Below are 15172 nucleotides of genomic sequence, written 5' to 3'. Positions count from 1 at the left end.
CTAATGGGTTGCGCCGTTGCGTCGGCGCGCCTCGGCGTCGAGCGCGGCATCGGCCTTTGCGGCCTCCTCCAGCAATGTCGTCAGTGGCGGCACGTCGTTGTCCCATTCGATCAGCGTCGGGCGCGGGCCGGTTCGCAACAATGTGTGGCGGTAGAGTGCCCAGACGTCGTCGGCGACGGGCGTGCCATGGGCGTCGATCAGGAGCGGCGCGCCGAGCGTATCGCGCTCCGTTGCGTAGCCGGCGAGATGCAACTCACCGACCGCCTCGACCGGAAACGCGTCGAGATAGGCGACCGGGTTCTGACCATGATTGGAGCAGCTGACCTGCACATTGTTGACGTCGAGCAGCAAGCCGCAGCCCGTCCGCCTGACGATCTCCGCGAGAAAGTCGGTTTCGCTCCAGTCGCTAGCGGCGAAGGCGACATAGGTCGACGGGTTTTCCAGCAGCATGGTGCAGCCGAGGCGGTCCTGGATCTCGTCGATATGATCTGCGACCCGGCGCAATGTCTCGCCGGTGTAGGCGATCGGCAGCAGATCGTTCAGGTAGGTATCATCATGGGTCGACCATGCGAGATGCTCGGAGAAGCTCTGCGGCTCGTAGCGCTTCATCAGCCCGGCCAGGCGGTCGAGATGATCGCTGTCGAGACGCCCCTCGGCGCCGATCGACAGACCGACGCCGTGGAGCGACAGGGGGTATTGCTCGCGCAGGAGGCCGAGGAAAGCATGCGGCGCGCCGCCGGCCCCCATGTAGTTTTCGGCGTGAACCTCGAGGAAGCCGACAGCCGGCGGCCGCCCGAGCAGATCGCGCAGATGCTCGGACTTCAGGCCGATGCCCGCCTGGTCGGGCAGTCGGGTGAAGGCCGGGAATTTCATCGGCGGCGACATGCGGGCGGCGTTTGCCATGGTCGTTACCCCCAGGATGCGGTGGTTGGGAGCCCAATCAGGCCCGCTTCTCCCTGAATTCCTTGAGCTGGCCAAAGCCCGTCGGCGAGCCGTTCGATGCGGTCTTTTCGCAAGTGCCCTTCGGCACGAGTTTCCAGGCATTGCCCTGCCAGTCGACCTTTGAGGTGCCGGCGCAGGTGGTGCCGGGGCCGGCGGCGCAGTCGTTCTGGCCCTTGAGCGAGACGCCGAAGCATTTTTCCCTGCCGGCCTCCTGCGCCAGCGCGGGCGCCGCCGTGAGAGCAAGGGCGGTGGTGAAGGAAGCGGCGAGAGCGAGCGAGACGGCGCGGCGGTCCATGAGATGATCTCCCGAGGTCACGGGCCTTGTCGTCAGGCCCACAACCTCGATACGCAGCGTCACCTGGGCTCGTTACGCGGACACGCCTTCGTGATCCGATCCTGCTCGAAACGGGCGTAGGTCGGCTTCGACCGGTGTGTAACAAAATCGGCCTTGGCTTCGAATACCGGGATGTGAATGCGTGACGGGCGGACGAGCCGAGGATGTCTGGAGCGGACTGATGCGCCTGGCACTCGCAGGCGATGAGGGCGCTTACCGGAGGCTGCTCGAAGAGCTTGGGACGACATTCAGACGCCTGGTCCGCGCACGCCTGAGCAAGGCCAATCGCGGCAACGCCGAAGTCGAGGACATCGTGCAGGAAGTTTTGCTGGCCGTGCATCTGAAGCGGCATACTTGGGACCCCAGGCTGCCTTTCGCGCCCTGGGTCCACACGGTCGCACGCCACAAGCTGATCGACGCCCTGCGAAGGCAGGGCGTGCGTCACTTCGAGTCGGTCGACGATTTTGCTGACGTTCTGCCAGCGCCGTCCGACACCCAATCGGATCTGGGTGACGCCGAAAGGCTGATCTCGCAACTCAAGCAGCGGCAGCAGCAGATCGTCCGCGCCATGGCCGTCGAAGGGCGACCGGCCGCAGACGTCGCCAGCGAGATCGGCATGACCGAGGGAGCGGTCAGGGTGGCGCTGCATCGGGCGCTGAAGGATCTGGCGCGCCTGTTCAGGGAGACGCAGTGATGAGGACCGACCACCTGATAGCGGCATTGATCGCCGATGTGCCGGTGAAAAGCCATTCGGCGGGACGCCGCGCGCTGCTCCTGGTTCCCTTGGCCGTGGTTGTGGTGCTCCTGGGCTTCCTGACCTATCTCCGCATCCGGCCCGATCTGACGAGCGGCTCCGTCTGGCCAGCTGTCGCCGTCAAGGTGCTGGCGGCGTCCCTGCTGGCGTTCGTCGGCTTTCGGTTCGCCCTTTCGCTCGGAGAGCCCGGACGGTCGGACCGGCGTTTGCCTCGGGCGTTGCTCGCGGTTCCCGCCATCCTGCTGCTCGCTCTAGGCATCGAGCTGGCCAGGATGGGCATGGCCGATTGGCAGGAGCGCCTGGTGGGAATGAACCAGTTGCGCTGCCTCGTCCTGATCCCGTTGCTATCCCTGCCTCCGCTGCTCGGGCTGCTGGTCGCGCTTCGGCAGGGTGCGGTGACGCGTCCCGTCCTGGCCGGCCTCGTCAGCGGCTTGGCGGCCACCGGCATGGGCGCGGCCTTCTATTCGCTGAACTGTACCGATGACAGCATGTTTTTCGTGCTGACCTGGTACACGCTCGCGGCGCTGATCGTGGCTGCTGCGGGCGGGCTTGCAGGGCGGATCGTGCTGCGATGGTGAGCGCGGATACAGCATTCGACGCCGGTTCGACCGGTCGGTCGTCGAGCAATGAGGTCCCGGTCCGATCCGTCCAGCCTGGCGTCGTCATCGTAGCGGCGATCGCGATTGCCGCCGTGGCGGCGCTGTCGATCGATCATGCGACGTCCTGGCGCCTTCCGGTTCTTGCGCTGGTCGGCGGCGGCCTCGGCTTCGTTCTGTTTCAGGCGACCTTCGGCTTTGCCGGCAGCTTCCGCGCCGCATTGGAACGTCGGGACTTTTCCGGCTTCCGCGCGCAGGCCATCGCGCTCGCCCTCACGAGCTGCGTCTTCTTTCCGCTGCTTGCGGGAGGCCAACTGTTCGGGCTGCCATTGTCCGGGTTCGTCACGCCGATCGGCGTCTCGTTCGTCGTGGGCGCCATACTCTTTGGCGTCGGAATGCAGATCGGCGGCGGATGCGCCTCGGGCACCCTCTTCGGTCTTGGCGGCGGCAACGCGCGCCTTCTCATGACGCTGGCGTTCTTTGTCCTGGGCTCGGCAGTCGGCGCAGCCCATCTCGGATTCTGGTGGGCGCTCCCTGCCTTCCAGACGGGAACGTCACAGGACGTGCTCGGATGGCCTTTGGCGCTAGCGATCCACCTGATGATATTCATGGCCATTATTCGCCTCGTGCCAGCGTCACGGACAGATGCCCGCGCGCTGTCGTGGCGTTCCCTATTCCGGGAACCGTGGCCGCTGGCTTGGGGAGCAATCGGCCTGGCCCTCTTGAACATCTTGACGATGGCACTCGTCGGGCGACCTTGGGGCGAGACGGCCGGGTTCACTCTCTGGGGATCGAAGCTGGCGGCGGTCGTCGGCTTCGATCCTGCGAGCTGGCCCTATTGGCAAGGCAACGCCGGCCCTCTCGCGACCAGTGTGTTCGCTGACGCCACGTCGGTCATGGACTTTGCGATGATCGCAGGATCGGCTGCCGCGGCAGGGCTGAGCGGCCGCTTCGCTGCCAGATCGGGAGGCAGCGGTCGCGCTTGGCTAGGCGCCGCCGTTGGCGGGTTCCTGATGGGCTACGGCGCGCGGCTGTCGGATGGCTGCAACATCGGAGCATATTTCTCAGCACTCGCGTCGGGTAGCCTTTCGGGCTGGGTCTGGATCGCAGCTGCGTTTCTTGGCAGCGCGCTTGGGCTGAAGCTGCGCGGCGCGTTTCACCTTGACCGATAGAACGAGGCGAGGCGCCGACAGGCTAGCCGGGCGCGCTGATCAGCCCGTGGTCGCCCTTCTTCTCGGTGCGAGCCGCCTTCAATGGTTCGCAGGTAACGCCCGGAGCCTCGCCAGCTGACCTGCTTCAGTTGAGCGGGTTGCAGTGCCCCGCGGGGGCCCATGTCCCGTGCGATCGACCCAGCTTATCGATGGCAGAAGTTCAGGAGAGCACGTCAGGTATGAGGGCGCATCGATGGCCGGAAGACAAACGAACGCCCGCTCCGGTTTCCCGGGGGCGGGCGTTCTTCATGGCAGCGGCGGCCTGCGCTATCAGGCGACCTTGGCGAGCTCCGCTTGGGCGTCGTTGATCGCCTGCTGGCGGGCCTCGGGGCCGTAGCCGAGCTTCTCGGCGCGCACGAAGGTGACGTCGCTGATGCCGATGAAGCCGAGCAGGGTGCGCAGATGCGGCTCCTGTGAATCCATCGGCTGGGCCGGGCCCGAGCTGTAGAGGCCGCCGCGGCTGAGCACGACAATGGCGCGCTTGCCCTTGAGCAGGCCCTCGGGACCGGCGTCGCCGTATTTGAAGGTCACACCCGCGCGCAGCACATGGTCGAACCAGGACTTCAGCGTCGAGGGGATGCCGAAATTGTACATCGGCGCGCCGATGACGACGACGTCGGCTGCCTTGAGTTCCTCGACCAGCGCGTCCGAGAGCGCCTTCGCCTGCTTTTGAACTTCGTTGGCGGGCTCGGCGCCGCGGATGGCGGCGGCGGAATCGACGGTCAGATGCGGGACGGGATTGGTGCCGAGGTCGCGCTCGACGACCTTGAGCGCCGGATTCTGGCTGCGCAAGCGGGTGACAGTCTCCTCGATGAGCTGCTTGGAAACGGAGGCTGCGCCGGAGGCGCTGCTGTTGAGAACGAGAAGAGTGGACATGATGATGTGATCCTGAAACCGGGAACGGGTTCGATAACCAGCAAGATAGAGGTTCAACGAGCGCAACAGAACGCCTATAAGAAGCATCAGACTGTTGCTTCAGGGGGAACGCGATGTCAGAGCTCGACGACATCCGCAGCTTCATCGCCGTAGCCGAAACCGGCGGCTTCGGCCGGGCCGCCCAGAATCTCGGCCTGGCGAAATCGGTCGTCAGCCGCCGGATCTCGCGGCTGGAGGCCGATCTCGGCACGAGGCTTCTGAGCCGGACCACGCGTGGGGTTGCGGCCACCGAAGCGGGACTCGAATTCAAGGTGCGCGGCGAGCGCATCCTGGCTGACCTCGTCGCGGCACGGGAAGCGGTGGCGCAGGCCTCCGGCGTGTCCGGCCGCTTGCGCCTGTCGATGCCGTTGACCTTCGGCAACCGCCATGTCGCGCCGGTTCTGGGCGAACTCGCCAGGCTCCACCCCCGGCTGGAGGTCGATGTCGAGGCCAGCGACCGCTATGTCGATCTGATCGGCGAGCGCTTCGATGCGGCGATCCGCATCGGTACGCTGAAGGATTCAAGCCTGGTCGCGCGCCGGATCGCGCCGATCCATGCCGTCGTTCTGGCGAGCCCGGCCTATCTGGAGCAGATGGGGCGGCCGGAAAACCCGTCCGACCTCGCCCAGCATGAATGCCTGCTCTACACCGGCACCAACTCGCCCGACTGGAGCTTCCGCGTGGGCAAGCGCCGCGTCTCTATCAGGCCGGCGGGCCGGCTGCGCTCCGACAGCGGCGACACCTTGCTGGCATGGGCGAAGGCCGGGCTCGGGATCGTGGTGCTGCCGACCTTCATCGCCAGCGATTCGATCCGGGACGGCTCGCTCGTGCCTGTTCTGTGGGAGTTCCCGATGCAGGAGCATGCGCTCTATGTCGTCAGGCCGCCGGGAGCCTATGTGCCGGGCAAGGTCAGGGTCCTGATCGACCTGCTGGTCGAGCGCTTCGGCGGCACGCCCTATTGGGATCCCTGTCAGATCGCAGCGCGAGAGCAAGGCTTCACACTCGGCTTCGTGCCGGGTTTCGAGACCGACATCGACGTCCATCAACCGGCGTGATCCCTGGCATCACGCGATTTGGCGTGGCTTCGCGCGCCGCTGCCGGCATTCTCGTCGTGACCGTAACGGAGGTGACCGATGCTGCTCGTGGGAATGCTGGATAGCCCTTATGTCCGCCGCGCCGCCGTGACGGGCACGCTGCTCGGGCTCGACGTCGAGCATCGCTCGGTCTCCGTCTTCCGGCACATGGACGAATTCCGCGCGATCAACCCGCTGATCAAGGCGCCGAGCCTGGTCGCGGACGACGGCACGGTGATCAGCGAGTCCCTGCTCATCATCCAGCATTTCGAGGATGTCGCCGGGCGTTCGCTGCGTCCGGTCGAGGGCGCCGCCCGCAGGCGCGACCTGGCGCTGACCGGCATCGGCATCGTCGCCGCCGACAAGGCGGTGTCGGTCGAGTACGAGCGCAAGCGGCCGGAGGCGCAGCGCTACCAGCCCTGGCAGGAGCGCATCGTCACCCAGCTCCATGTCGCGCTCGACCTGCTCGATGCGGCGGCCGCGCGCGGCGAGCTGACGGCGGGGCCGGAGCTTCTGCCCTGCGACATCGCGGCGGCCATCGCCTGGGGCTTCTGCCGCTTCGTCATTCCCGACTACGCGCCGGAAGAGCGCTGGCCGGCCTTGGCGGCGCAGGCCAAGGCCTGCGAGGCGCTCGATGTGTTCAAGGCATGGCCGATCGACCGAGAATAAGGTGGCCAGAACACCCTCCAAAGTCGAGAGATTGTTCGCAGCGCACAAAAATGCTGCATCTGCGAAGGCGTTGTCTCTTGCAATCCGGCGCCGAGACGCCATTTTGCGGTCGAGTTAGGGAAGATTCGCCTCCTGGTCGGTAGCGCGCATTCGCGCGGTCAACAGGAGATGACAATTGGCTCGTTCGAAGAAGGCCGGCGCAACGTCCGGCCAAGGCGAAGTCCGCCGGCTTTGGCCCGCGGAGCGCGATCTGTTCAAGGCGCATCTGTTGAGACTCGACGACATCACCCGTCGCGAGCGCTTCGGCACGGCCGTCAACGACGATTTCCTTGGAAACTATGCCGTCACCACCTTCGGCGTCGGCGGGCTGGTCTATGCCTATATCGAGGATGGCGCGGTGCGCGGCGCTGCCGAGCTGCGCGGGCTCGAAGACATCGTCGCGCAGACCGGCGAGGCGGCCTTCAGCGTCGAGCGCGACTGGCGCCGGCGCGGCATCGGCGCCACCCTGTTCCAGCGCCTGATCACGGCGTCGCGCAATCGCGGGATCCGCACGCTCTACATGACCTGCCTGCCGCAGAATGCCGCGATGCGGCAGCTGGCCCGCAATTTCGAGGCGGACCTCGCGGGCGGCTATGCCGATGTCGAGGGCGTGATCGCGACGGGCGGGCCGACGCCCTTCACGATCCTCGACGAGGCGTTGGACACCGCGAGGGGTTTTGCGTCGATGGCGCTGTCGATGCAGCGTCGGCTCTGGCGCCCGGCCTTCTTGGGACGTTCGCACGGGGCCTGAACCGGAGCGACCGGCTCTCTCTCATTTCGGGCAGGTCGAATCATCCGTGATTGGCGCTGGAGCCGCATCGCGAACCCCTCCCCACCAGGGGAGGGGTTTTCGTCGCGGTTCCCGAGCATGAATCCCAATAGGGTATGCTTACCGGTTGAGGCTCAATCCCGCGCCGGATTTGGTGATGGCGCCATCCATCGCGCCGCCGCCGCTGGTGCGCAGCCGCGCCACGACTGTCCCGCCCTGCTGATAGAGATAGACCTCGCCGTCGCGGTAATCCCAGGCGGTGACCTTCTGCAGGTCTCGGTTGGCGCAGCCAGCGGCATTGGCACGGTAGAGATCGAGTGCCGGCGCGCTCGACAGCTGGACGCGACAGGAGCTTCCGGTCGCCTCCTTGGCCGTCCAGTTGCCGATGACGCCGTCGCGGGAGGTGACGGCGGGCCGCGTGGTGGCGGCTCCCCCGAGCGTGGCGACCTCGCCGCTGCCGCCGCGCAAGGTCGGGACCTCGGCGGGCTGCGGCGCTGCCGGTGGGGGCGTCTGCTGCGGTATGCCGGGGGCCGCCGGGGTGTAGTAGGGATCCTGTGGCGGCGGCAAGGCGCCCGGCTGGGCGGAAGCGACCGGATAGCTGCCGCCCGCCTGCGGATAGCCCCCTGACGGAGGATAACCGCCTGGAGGCGGCAGCGGCTCGGGGGTGACCGGGGCGGGGCTGATCGGCGGCGCCGGCTGGCGCGTCGGCTGGCCATAGGTCGGCCCGGGCCCGCCGACGAAGCGCTGCGAACCGGCGCAGGCGGTCAGCGCGAGCAGCGACAGAAGGCTGGCGGCCTTCAGGGTCATGGCCAGGGTCGCGGTAGGCTTGATCGGAGTCGCGGTCGGCATGGTCATGAGCGGTGAGTTCCGATCGATCGTGCGCTACGGCCCCAGGAGGCCCGATTAGGGTTCAATTCTAGACCAGCCCGGTGAATGCGACATGAGCATGATCCTGTGCTGCGTCCATAACGCAGGCGGTTTGGCTTGCGAACCCACCGCGGACGCTCTGGTTCCCTTTAGGGCGACGCGGCATAGTCCTGCGGAGCTTCAGGAGATGCCGCAACATGACGATGACACCGCTCACCCCGCCCTCGATCGCCAAGCCCTTCGCGCGCTACAGCCACGGCATCGCGGTGCCCGCGGGGTATCGGCTCGTGGCCTGCTCCGGGCAGCTCGGTGTCGCCGCCGACGGCACGATCCCCGAGGATGCTCGCGCCCAGGCCGATCTCTGCTTTTCCAACATCGCCGCGATCCTCGCCGAGGCGGACATGACGCTGGCGGACATCGTCAGGATCAACGCCTATGTCACCGACCGCGCTCATATGAAGGGTTACATGGAGTCGCGCGACGCCCATTTCGCGACGCCACCACCGGCCTCGACGCTGGTGATCGTCTCCGGCTTCACGCTGCCGGCCTTCAAGGTCGAGATCGAGGTGCTGGCGGCGGCGCTGTGAGGGGCCCGCTTGATCGTCGAACAAATCGCCCCGTCATCCCGGGTCTGCGCTTCGCTTCGCCCGGGATGACGGGGCGTCTTTTTGAACGGCGAATGGGCCGACCGCCTCACCCCGCCTTGCGCTTGTTCTGGCGGTTGGCGATCAGGTCGTCGACCACAGCCGGATCGGCGAGCGTCGAGGTGTCGCCGAGCGCGCCGAACTCGTCCTCGGCGATCTTGCGCAGGATGCGGCGCATGATCTTGCCGGAGCGCGTCTTGGGCAGGCCGGGCGCGAACTGGATCAAATCGGGCGAGGCAATCGGGCCGATCTCCTTGCGGACATAGGCGACGAGATCCTTGCGCAGCGCCTCGGTCGGCGTCTCGCCGGCCATCAGGGTGACATAGGCGTAGATGCCCTGGCCCTTGATGTCGTGCGGGTAGCCGACGACGGCCGCCTCCGAGACCGACGGGTGCGCGACGAGCGCCGATTCGACCTCGGCCGTGCCCATGCGATGGCCCGACACGTTGATGACGTCGTCGACGCGGCCGGTGATCCAGTAATAGCCGTCGGCGTCGCGCCGGCAGCCGTCGCCGGTGAAGTACTTGTTCGGATAGGTCGCGAAATAGGTTTCCTCGAAGCGCTTGTGGTCGCCATAGACCGTGCGCATCTGGCCGGGCCAGCTCTCGGCGATGACGAGATTGCCCTCGCAAGCGCCCTCCAGCACCTTGCCCTCGGCATCGACGATCTCCGGCTTGACGCCGAAGAACGGTCGCGTTGCCGAGCCCGGCTTGAGCTTGGTCGCGCCCGGCAGCGGGGTGATCAGGATGCCGCCGGTCTCGGTCTGCCACCAGGTGTCGACGATCGGGCAGCGACGCTCGCCGACGACGCGGTGATACCACTCCCAGGCTTCCGGGTTGATCGGCTCGCCCACCGAGCCGAGCAGGCGCAGCGACTTGCGCTTGGTCTTCTTCACCGGCTCCTCGCCGGCGCCCATCAGCGAGCGGATCGCGGTCGGGGCGGTGTAGAAGGTGTTGACCTTGTGCTTGTCGATGACCTCCCAGAAGCGCGAGATCGTCGGATAGGTCGGGATGCCCTCGAACATCAACGTGGTCGCGCCATTGGCGAGCGGCCCGTAGAGGATGTAGCTGTGGCCGGTCACCCAGCCGACATCGGCGGTGCACCAATAGACGTCGCCTTCATGGTAGTCGAAGACATATTGGTGGGTGATTGCGGTGTAGACGAGATAGCCTGCGGTGGTGTGCAGCACGCCCTTGGGCTTGCCGGTCGAGCCCGAGGTGTAGAGCAGGAAGAGCGGGTCCTCCGCTTTCATCTCGACGGGCGGGCAATGGCCCGAGGCCTTGGCCGCCTCCTCGTGATACCAGACGTCGCGGCCCTCCTTCATGGTGACATGGCCGCCGGTGCGCTTGACCACGATGACGGTTCCGATGCCGCCCTTGACCTTGTCGTCGGCGGCATCGACGTTCTTCTTCAGCGGCACGGCGCGGCCCCCGCGCAGGCCCTCATCGGCGGTGATGACGATCTTCGAGTCCGAATCCTCGACGCGGCTGGCGAGCGAATCCGGCGAGAAGCCGCCAAACACCACCGAATGGATCGCGCCGATGCGGGCGCAGGCCAGCATCGCGTAGGCTGCCTCGGGGATCATCGGCAGGTAGATCGTGACGCGGTCGCCCTTCTTGACGCCCTTGGCCTTGAGGACGTTCGCGAACTTGCAGACCTCGGTGTAGAGCTGGCCGTAGCTGATCTTCTTCGACTCGGAGGGGTCGTCACCCTCCCAGATGATCGCGGTCTGCTTGGCGCGCGTCGCCAGATGCCGGTCGACGCAGTTGTAGGCGACGTTGGTGGTGCCGTCCTCGAACCACTTGATCGCGACCTTGCCGGGCTTGTAGCTCGCGTTGCGCACCTTGCTGTAGGGCTTGAACCAGTCGATCCGCTTGCCCTGCTCGCCCCAGAACTTGTCCGGGTCCTTGATCGAGGCCGCATACATCTTCTTGTACTTGGCGTCGTTGGCCCAGGCTTTCTTGGCCCAGGCGGCGGGCACGTCATAGATCATCTCGGTCATGGCAGTCTCCCCAGACTCGGGCCTTGCGATTGACTTGGGCCTTGCGATCAACGCGGGCCTTCCGATGGTTCGGACGATCGCGGCCGGGCCTCTTGTTCGCTGCCGGCATCATAGGGCGATGGCGCGGCGCAGCAAGCCGCGCGGCCTCGCACTTTCGGGGGAGAGGGAGCTTGTCCCCGTGCCTGGGAATACAACCTATGATTGATATTTGGCAGGGGTGCGCTAGATTTCCTGCGGGATGCGACAGGGGGCGAACATGGCGCGAAACATCTGCATCTTCTCCGACGGAACCGGACAGGCCGGCGGCGACAACCCGATCAACTGGACCAATGTCTACCGGCTCTACAAGTCTACGCGCGACATCGACCCCGTGCGGCAGATCTGCTTCTACGATCCTGGGTTGGGCGCCCATCCTGATGGTGACGAGCCAGGGCTCGTCCGGCGTGCGCTCAACATCCTGTCGCAGGCCACCGGCTACGGCATCACCACCAACATCGTCGACTGCTACACGGCGCTGCTGCTGAGCTACGAGCCGGGCGACCAGATCTTCCTCTTCGGCTTCAGCCGGGGCGCCTATACGGTCCGCAGCCTCGGCGGCGCCATCGGCCTGTGCGGCGTACCGCCCGGCCTGCCCAAGCTCGCGCGCTGGAGTGAGTTGCAGCGCAGCCTCGCGCACGATGTCCGTACCATCGCCGAGGAGGCGGTGACGCGCGTCTATCAGGAGCGCGACGAAACGAAGCGGCATGAGGCCGCCGCGGCGTTCCGAAGGCGCTACGGCTCGGAGGAACTGCCGCCGACCTTCGTCGGCGTCTGGGACACGGTGCGGGCGCTGGGCGTCAAGGGGCTGAACAGCTTCACGCTCGGGCGGCACAGCTTCAACAACAACCGGCTGCACAAGGGTGTGCCCCATGGCCGCCAGGCGCTGGCCATCGACGAGAACCGCAAGACCTTCGCGCCCGAACTCTGGGAGGAGGACGAGGAAAACCCCGACAGGATCAAGCAGGTCTGGTTCGCCGGCGTCCATACCGATGTCGGCGGCGGCTACGGTCTGAAGATGGGCCTGTCCGACATCACGCTGGACTGGATGCTGAAGGAGGCGACCGCGATCCCGCAGCCGCTCATCGTCGATCCGGCGCTGCCCGCTTCGCTCGCGCCGGACCCGCTCGGCCAGCAGCACGACCAGCTCAGAAGCGGCTGGATCCCGTTCACGCCGGGAACGCGCGAGGGCTTCGTCCCGCCCCGGCCTTCACAGGGGGGACGCCCGATCTTCGGGACGGTGCCGCCGCGTTTCGAGGCGCCGGAGGTCCAGATCCTCGACGAGCGGCGCCCCTATCGCCCGCAAGCGCTCCGGGATCACCCGGACTTCAGCAGCTTTCCCTGGTAGCGGCTAAAGGCCGCCCATCTTGCAGACGAGAGCCCATTCGTCGTCGGCGACGGGCTGGACCGACAGCCTAAACGAGGTCACCAGAGACATCTTCGCCAGCTTGGGCTCAGCCTTGACCTGCGCCAGCGTCACCGGCTTGGGGAGCGGCTTCACCGCCTTGAAGTCGACCAGCACCCAGGGCTCGCCGGGGATCCAGTTATAGGCTTCCTTGATGACCTCGACGATGCCGACGACCTCGAGGCCCTCATTGGAGTGGTAGAAGAAGACCTGATCGCCAAGCTTCATCGCCATCAGATGGAGCTTGGCGGTGTGGTTCTTGACGCCGTCCCAATGCGTGCCCTTCGGCCCGGCCGCGACCTGCTGCTCCCAGGACCATTTCGAGGGTTCTGATTTGATCAGCCAGTGGGCCATGGGTGCGCTCTATGATCGGAAGAAGACGGCGAATAGCGAATAGCGAGTGGCGAATGGCGAATGGAAAAGCAAGATGGCTGTTATCGCCACTCGCTATTCGCCACTCGCCTCCTGCTGCGGCACCGGCGGCTTCGAGGCCTCGGGTCCCTGCTCGTTCCAGAAGCGCACCATCTCGCGCGTCAGCGAGGCGTAGTCCTGCGGCTCGAGCTCGACGCGGACCTCGCCCTCGCCGAAGGGCAGGATCAGCACGAAGCGATGCGTGCCTTCCGCCCGGCGGCGACGGTGCTGGATCACCGGGCCGGCCGGCACGCGGCCCGCCAGCGCCACCGGCATGCTCTCGGCGACGAGTTCCGAGCCCGTGGTCTTGCGGACCTCGGCGATGCCCTTCGCGACGCGCTTCGTCAGATCCGACCAGTCGCCTGCCATGTTCGTTCCCCTTACAGTTCCGCACGGAGCGGACGCGCGAGCAGCCCCGTGACCGCCTCGCGCACGCCGCTGCCGCCGGCGATGATGGCCGCGACGGCTTCCGCGATCGGCATTTCGATGCCACGTGCCTTCGCCATCCGCGCCAGCACGGATGCCGTGAAGGCGCCTTCCGCCAGCGCCCCGCCGGAGGCCTCCGCCACGCTGCGTCCCTGTCCCAACGCCAGTCCGAAGGCGAAGTTGCGCGACTGGGCCGAGGCGCAGCTCAGCACGACGTCGCCCAGCCCCGAGAGCCCCATCAGGGTCTCGCCCTGCGCGCCATGGGCTTCGCCGAAGCGGCGCAGTTCGGCAAAGCCGCGCGCCACCAGCGCGGCTCGCGCGCTTTCGCCGTAGCCGAGGCCGATGGCGATGCCCGCGGCGATGGCGAGCACGTTCTTGGCCGCGCCGCCGATCTCGACGCCGCGCGGATCGGCGCTGTGATAGATGCGGAAAGCGGGCGAGCTCAGCGCCTCGGCCAGAGCCTGCGCCAGCTCGGCATCGTCCGCAGCGAGCGTCACGGCGGTCGGCAGGCCGCGCCCGATATCGGCCGCAAAGCTCGGGCCCGACAGGATCGCCGGCACCGAGCCCGGCCAGGCCTGTGCGACGACCTGGGTGGCGAAGAGGCCCGTCGTCTGCTCGATGCCCTTGGCGGCCGAGATCGCGGGCCGCCCGGCGGGCAGCGCCCGCGCCAGGCCCTCGCAGACCTGCCGCAGGCTCTGCGTCGGCACGGTCACGAGGATGGCGTCGGCGGCAGCGAGCGCGCCGAGCTCGGCGGTGGCCGACACGCTCTCCGGCAGGGCGACGCCGGGCAGGCGCGGGGCGATCCGGGTTTCGTCGATGGCCGCGACAGTTGCGCCATCGCGCGCCCAGAGCAGCACGTTGCGGCCGGCGCGTGCGGCGGCCAGAGCCAGCGCCGTGCCATAGGCACCGGCGCCGACGACGCCGATCGTGCCGAAATGACGGGCGCTCGTCATTCCGCCGCGCTGGTCGTGGCGGGCGCCGCGTCCTGCGGCCGGAGTTCGGTTAGCGGCCAGCGCGGGCGGGCGAGCGCGCTCATGTCGTCGACCATGCCGAGCCGCAGCCGCTCGATCCCGGCCCAGGCGATCATGGCGCCATTGTCGCCGCAAAGCGGCAGCGGCGGCGCGACCATCGGCAGGCCGGCCTCGGTTGCGAGCCGCGTCAGCCCGCGCCGGATCGGCTGGTTGGCGGCGACGCCGCCGGCCACGACCAGCGTCGAGGGGCTGATGCCGGCGGCATTGCAGACGCGCAGGCCCGCCCGGGTGCGATCGACCAGAACATCGACGACCGCCGCCTGGAAGGAGGCGCAGAGATCGGCGACGTCACGGTCCGAGAGCGGCGCGATGCGCTCGGCCACCAGCCGCACGGCGGTCTTGAGGCCCGAGAGCGAGAAGTCGGGATTGGGCCGGCCCTGCATCGGGCGCGGGAAATCGAAGCGCTCGGGATCGCCCTTCAGCGCCTCCTTCTCCACCGAAGGGCCGCCGGGATAGGGCAGGCCCAGCATCTTGGCGATCTTGTCGAAGGCCTCGCCGACGGCGTCGTCGATGGTGCCGCCAAGCTTGAGGTAGTCGCCGACGCCGCGCACGGCGAGAAGCTGGGTGTGCCCGCCCGAGACCAGCAGCAGCAGATAGGGAAAGGCGAGATCGTCGGTCAGCCGCGCCGTCAGGGCATGGGCCTCGAGATGGTTGATCGCGATGAAGGGGCGGCCGGTGACCAGAGCGATCGCCTTGGCGGTGGTCAGGCCGACCATGACGCCGCCGACGAGGCCGGGGCCGGCGGCGGCCGCGACCGCGTCGATGTCTCCTGGCTTCATGCCGGCGGTCTCGAAGGCGCGCTCGACGACGCGATCGATCGCCTCGACATGGGCGCGCGCGGCGATCTCGGGCACGACGCCGCCGAAGGCCGCGTGCGCCGCGATCTGGCTCAGCACCTCGTTCGACAGGATCTTGACCTCGCCGGAGCGCTCGACCGACACGATGGCGGCCGCGGTCTCGTCACAAGTCGTCTCTATCCCCAAAACACGCATGATCGGTCGACAAGGTCTCGGCTGCGGGTGAAAGGGGCCATGGGCCGGCGGGAGAA

17 protein-coding genes are annotated in these 15172 nt (G+C 67.4%); 8 read left to right on the top strand and 9 right to left on the bottom strand.

The annotated features are described in order from the left end of the window. Both bufB and AE618_RS16105 read right to left on the bottom strand, forming a co-directional pair. A complete protein-coding gene (gene bufB / locus AE618_RS16110) occupies positions 1-903 on the bottom strand; it encodes an MNIO family bufferin maturase (protein WP_248310898.1) in 903 nt (300 codons plus the stop codon). A 37-nt stretch (positions 904-940) separates the two neighbouring features. Next, a complete protein-coding gene (locus AE618_RS16105) occupies positions 941-1237 on the bottom strand; it encodes a BufA1 family periplasmic bufferin-type metallophore (RefSeq protein WP_054210117.1) in 297 nt (98 codons plus the stop codon). Between the two features lie 181 nt (positions 1238-1418). Here AE618_RS16105 and AE618_RS16100 point away from each other — a divergent pair, with 181 nt between their 5' ends. From AE618_RS16100 to AE618_RS16090, 3 genes are read left to right on the top strand one after another with little or no spacing between them, the layout of a single operon-like run. Beyond that, complete coding sequence (locus tag AE618_RS16100) at positions 1419-1970, top strand: sigma-70 family RNA polymerase sigma factor (RefSeq protein ID WP_282568519.1); 552 nt, start codon at positions 1419-1421, stop codon at positions 1968-1970. After that, on the top strand, positions 1970-2608 hold the full coding sequence (locus tag AE618_RS16095) for an NrsF family protein (protein ID WP_054210063.1): 639 nt from the start codon (positions 1970-1972) through the stop codon (positions 2606-2608). Before AE618_RS16100 ends, AE618_RS16095 begins: the two co-directional genes overlap by 1 nt. Then, positions 2602-3798: a YeeE/YedE family protein gene (locus AE618_RS16090; RefSeq protein ID WP_054210062.1), complete on the top strand. Its 1197-nt coding sequence runs from the start codon at positions 2602-2604 to the stop codon at positions 3796-3798. Before AE618_RS16095 ends, AE618_RS16090 begins: the two co-directional genes overlap by 7 nt. Positions 3799-4107: 309 nt before the next feature. On the opposite strand, the gene AE618_RS16085 is transcribed toward AE618_RS16090, so the two are convergent. Then, positions 4108-4713, bottom strand: coding sequence for an FMN-dependent NADH-azoreductase (locus AE618_RS16085; protein WP_054210061.1), 606 nt, complete (start codon positions 4711-4713; stop codon positions 4108-4110). Between the two features lie 113 nt (positions 4714-4826). Here AE618_RS16085 and AE618_RS16080 point away from each other — a divergent pair, with 113 nt between their 5' ends. From AE618_RS16080 to AE618_RS16070, 3 genes are all read left to right on the top strand, one after another. Then, positions 4827-5807: a LysR family transcriptional regulator gene (locus AE618_RS16080; RefSeq protein WP_082365311.1), complete on the top strand. Its 981-nt coding sequence runs from the start codon at positions 4827-4829 to the stop codon at positions 5805-5807. 78 nt (positions 5808-5885) lie between these two features. Beyond that, the gene (locus tag AE618_RS16075) at positions 5886-6494 is read left to right on the top strand and encodes a glutathione S-transferase (protein WP_054210060.1); all 609 of its coding nucleotides are present in this window, start codon (positions 5886-5888) and stop codon (positions 6492-6494) included. 175 nt (positions 6495-6669) lie between these two features. After that, entirely contained in the window at positions 6670-7284 is a 615-nt protein-coding gene (locus AE618_RS16070) for a GNAT family N-acetyltransferase (protein ID WP_054210059.1), read from the top strand. Between the two features lie 138 nt (positions 7285-7422). On the opposite strand, the gene AE618_RS16065 is transcribed toward AE618_RS16070, so the two are convergent. Then, a complete protein-coding gene (locus tag AE618_RS16065; RefSeq protein ID WP_432704507.1) occupies positions 7423-8109 on the bottom strand; it encodes an AprI/Inh family metalloprotease inhibitor in 687 nt (228 codons plus the stop codon). A gap of 257 nt (positions 8110-8366) precedes the next feature. On the opposite strand from AE618_RS16065, the gene AE618_RS16060 reads away from it, so the two are divergent. Further along, entirely contained in the window at positions 8367-8756 is a 390-nt protein-coding gene (locus AE618_RS16060; RefSeq protein WP_082365310.1) for a RidA family protein, read from the top strand. A gap of 106 nt (positions 8757-8862) precedes the next feature. Here the strand turns inward: AE618_RS16060 and acs are convergent, their stop codons facing one another. Beyond that, a complete protein-coding gene (acs, locus tag AE618_RS16055) occupies positions 8863-10815 on the bottom strand; it encodes an acetate--CoA ligase (RefSeq protein ID WP_054210057.1) in 1953 nt (650 codons plus the stop codon). 256 nt (positions 10816-11071) lie between these two features. Here acs and AE618_RS16050 point away from each other — a divergent pair, with 256 nt between their 5' ends. Beyond that, positions 11072-12199: a DUF2235 domain-containing protein gene (locus AE618_RS16050; RefSeq protein WP_082365329.1), complete on the top strand. Its 1128-nt coding sequence runs from the start codon at positions 11072-11074 to the stop codon at positions 12197-12199. Between the two features lie 3 nt (positions 12200-12202). On the opposite strand, the gene AE618_RS16045 is transcribed toward AE618_RS16050, so the two are convergent. From AE618_RS16045 to tsaD, 4 genes are all read right to left on the bottom strand, one after another. Then, on the bottom strand, positions 12203-12610 hold the full coding sequence (locus AE618_RS16045; RefSeq protein WP_054210055.1) for an EVE domain-containing protein: 408 nt from the start codon (positions 12608-12610) through the stop codon (positions 12203-12205). Positions 12611-12703: 93 nt separating this feature from the next. After that, positions 12704-13036 (bottom strand): hypothetical protein, encoded by a 333-nt coding sequence (locus AE618_RS16040; RefSeq protein WP_054210054.1) that lies wholly within the window; start codon positions 13034-13036, stop codon positions 12704-12706. A gap of 11 nt (positions 13037-13047) precedes the next feature. After that, on the bottom strand, positions 13048-14046 hold the full coding sequence (locus tag AE618_RS16035; protein WP_054210053.1) for an NAD(P)H-dependent glycerol-3-phosphate dehydrogenase: 999 nt from the start codon (positions 14044-14046) through the stop codon (positions 13048-13050). Continuing rightward, entirely contained in the window at positions 14043-15116 is a 1074-nt protein-coding gene (tsaD, locus tag AE618_RS16030) for a tRNA (adenosine(37)-N6)-threonylcarbamoyltransferase complex transferase subunit TsaD (protein ID WP_054210052.1), read from the bottom strand. Before tsaD ends, AE618_RS16035 begins: the two co-directional genes overlap by 4 nt. Positions 15117-15172 lie beyond the last annotated feature (56 nt).

Source organism: Allobosea vaviloviae (assembly GCF_001298265.1).
In the GTDB taxonomy this organism is placed as follows: domain Bacteria; phylum Pseudomonadota; class Alphaproteobacteria; order Rhizobiales; family Beijerinckiaceae; genus Allobosea; species Allobosea vaviloviae_B.
This window is presented reverse-complemented; position numbering and strand designations above follow the sequence as displayed.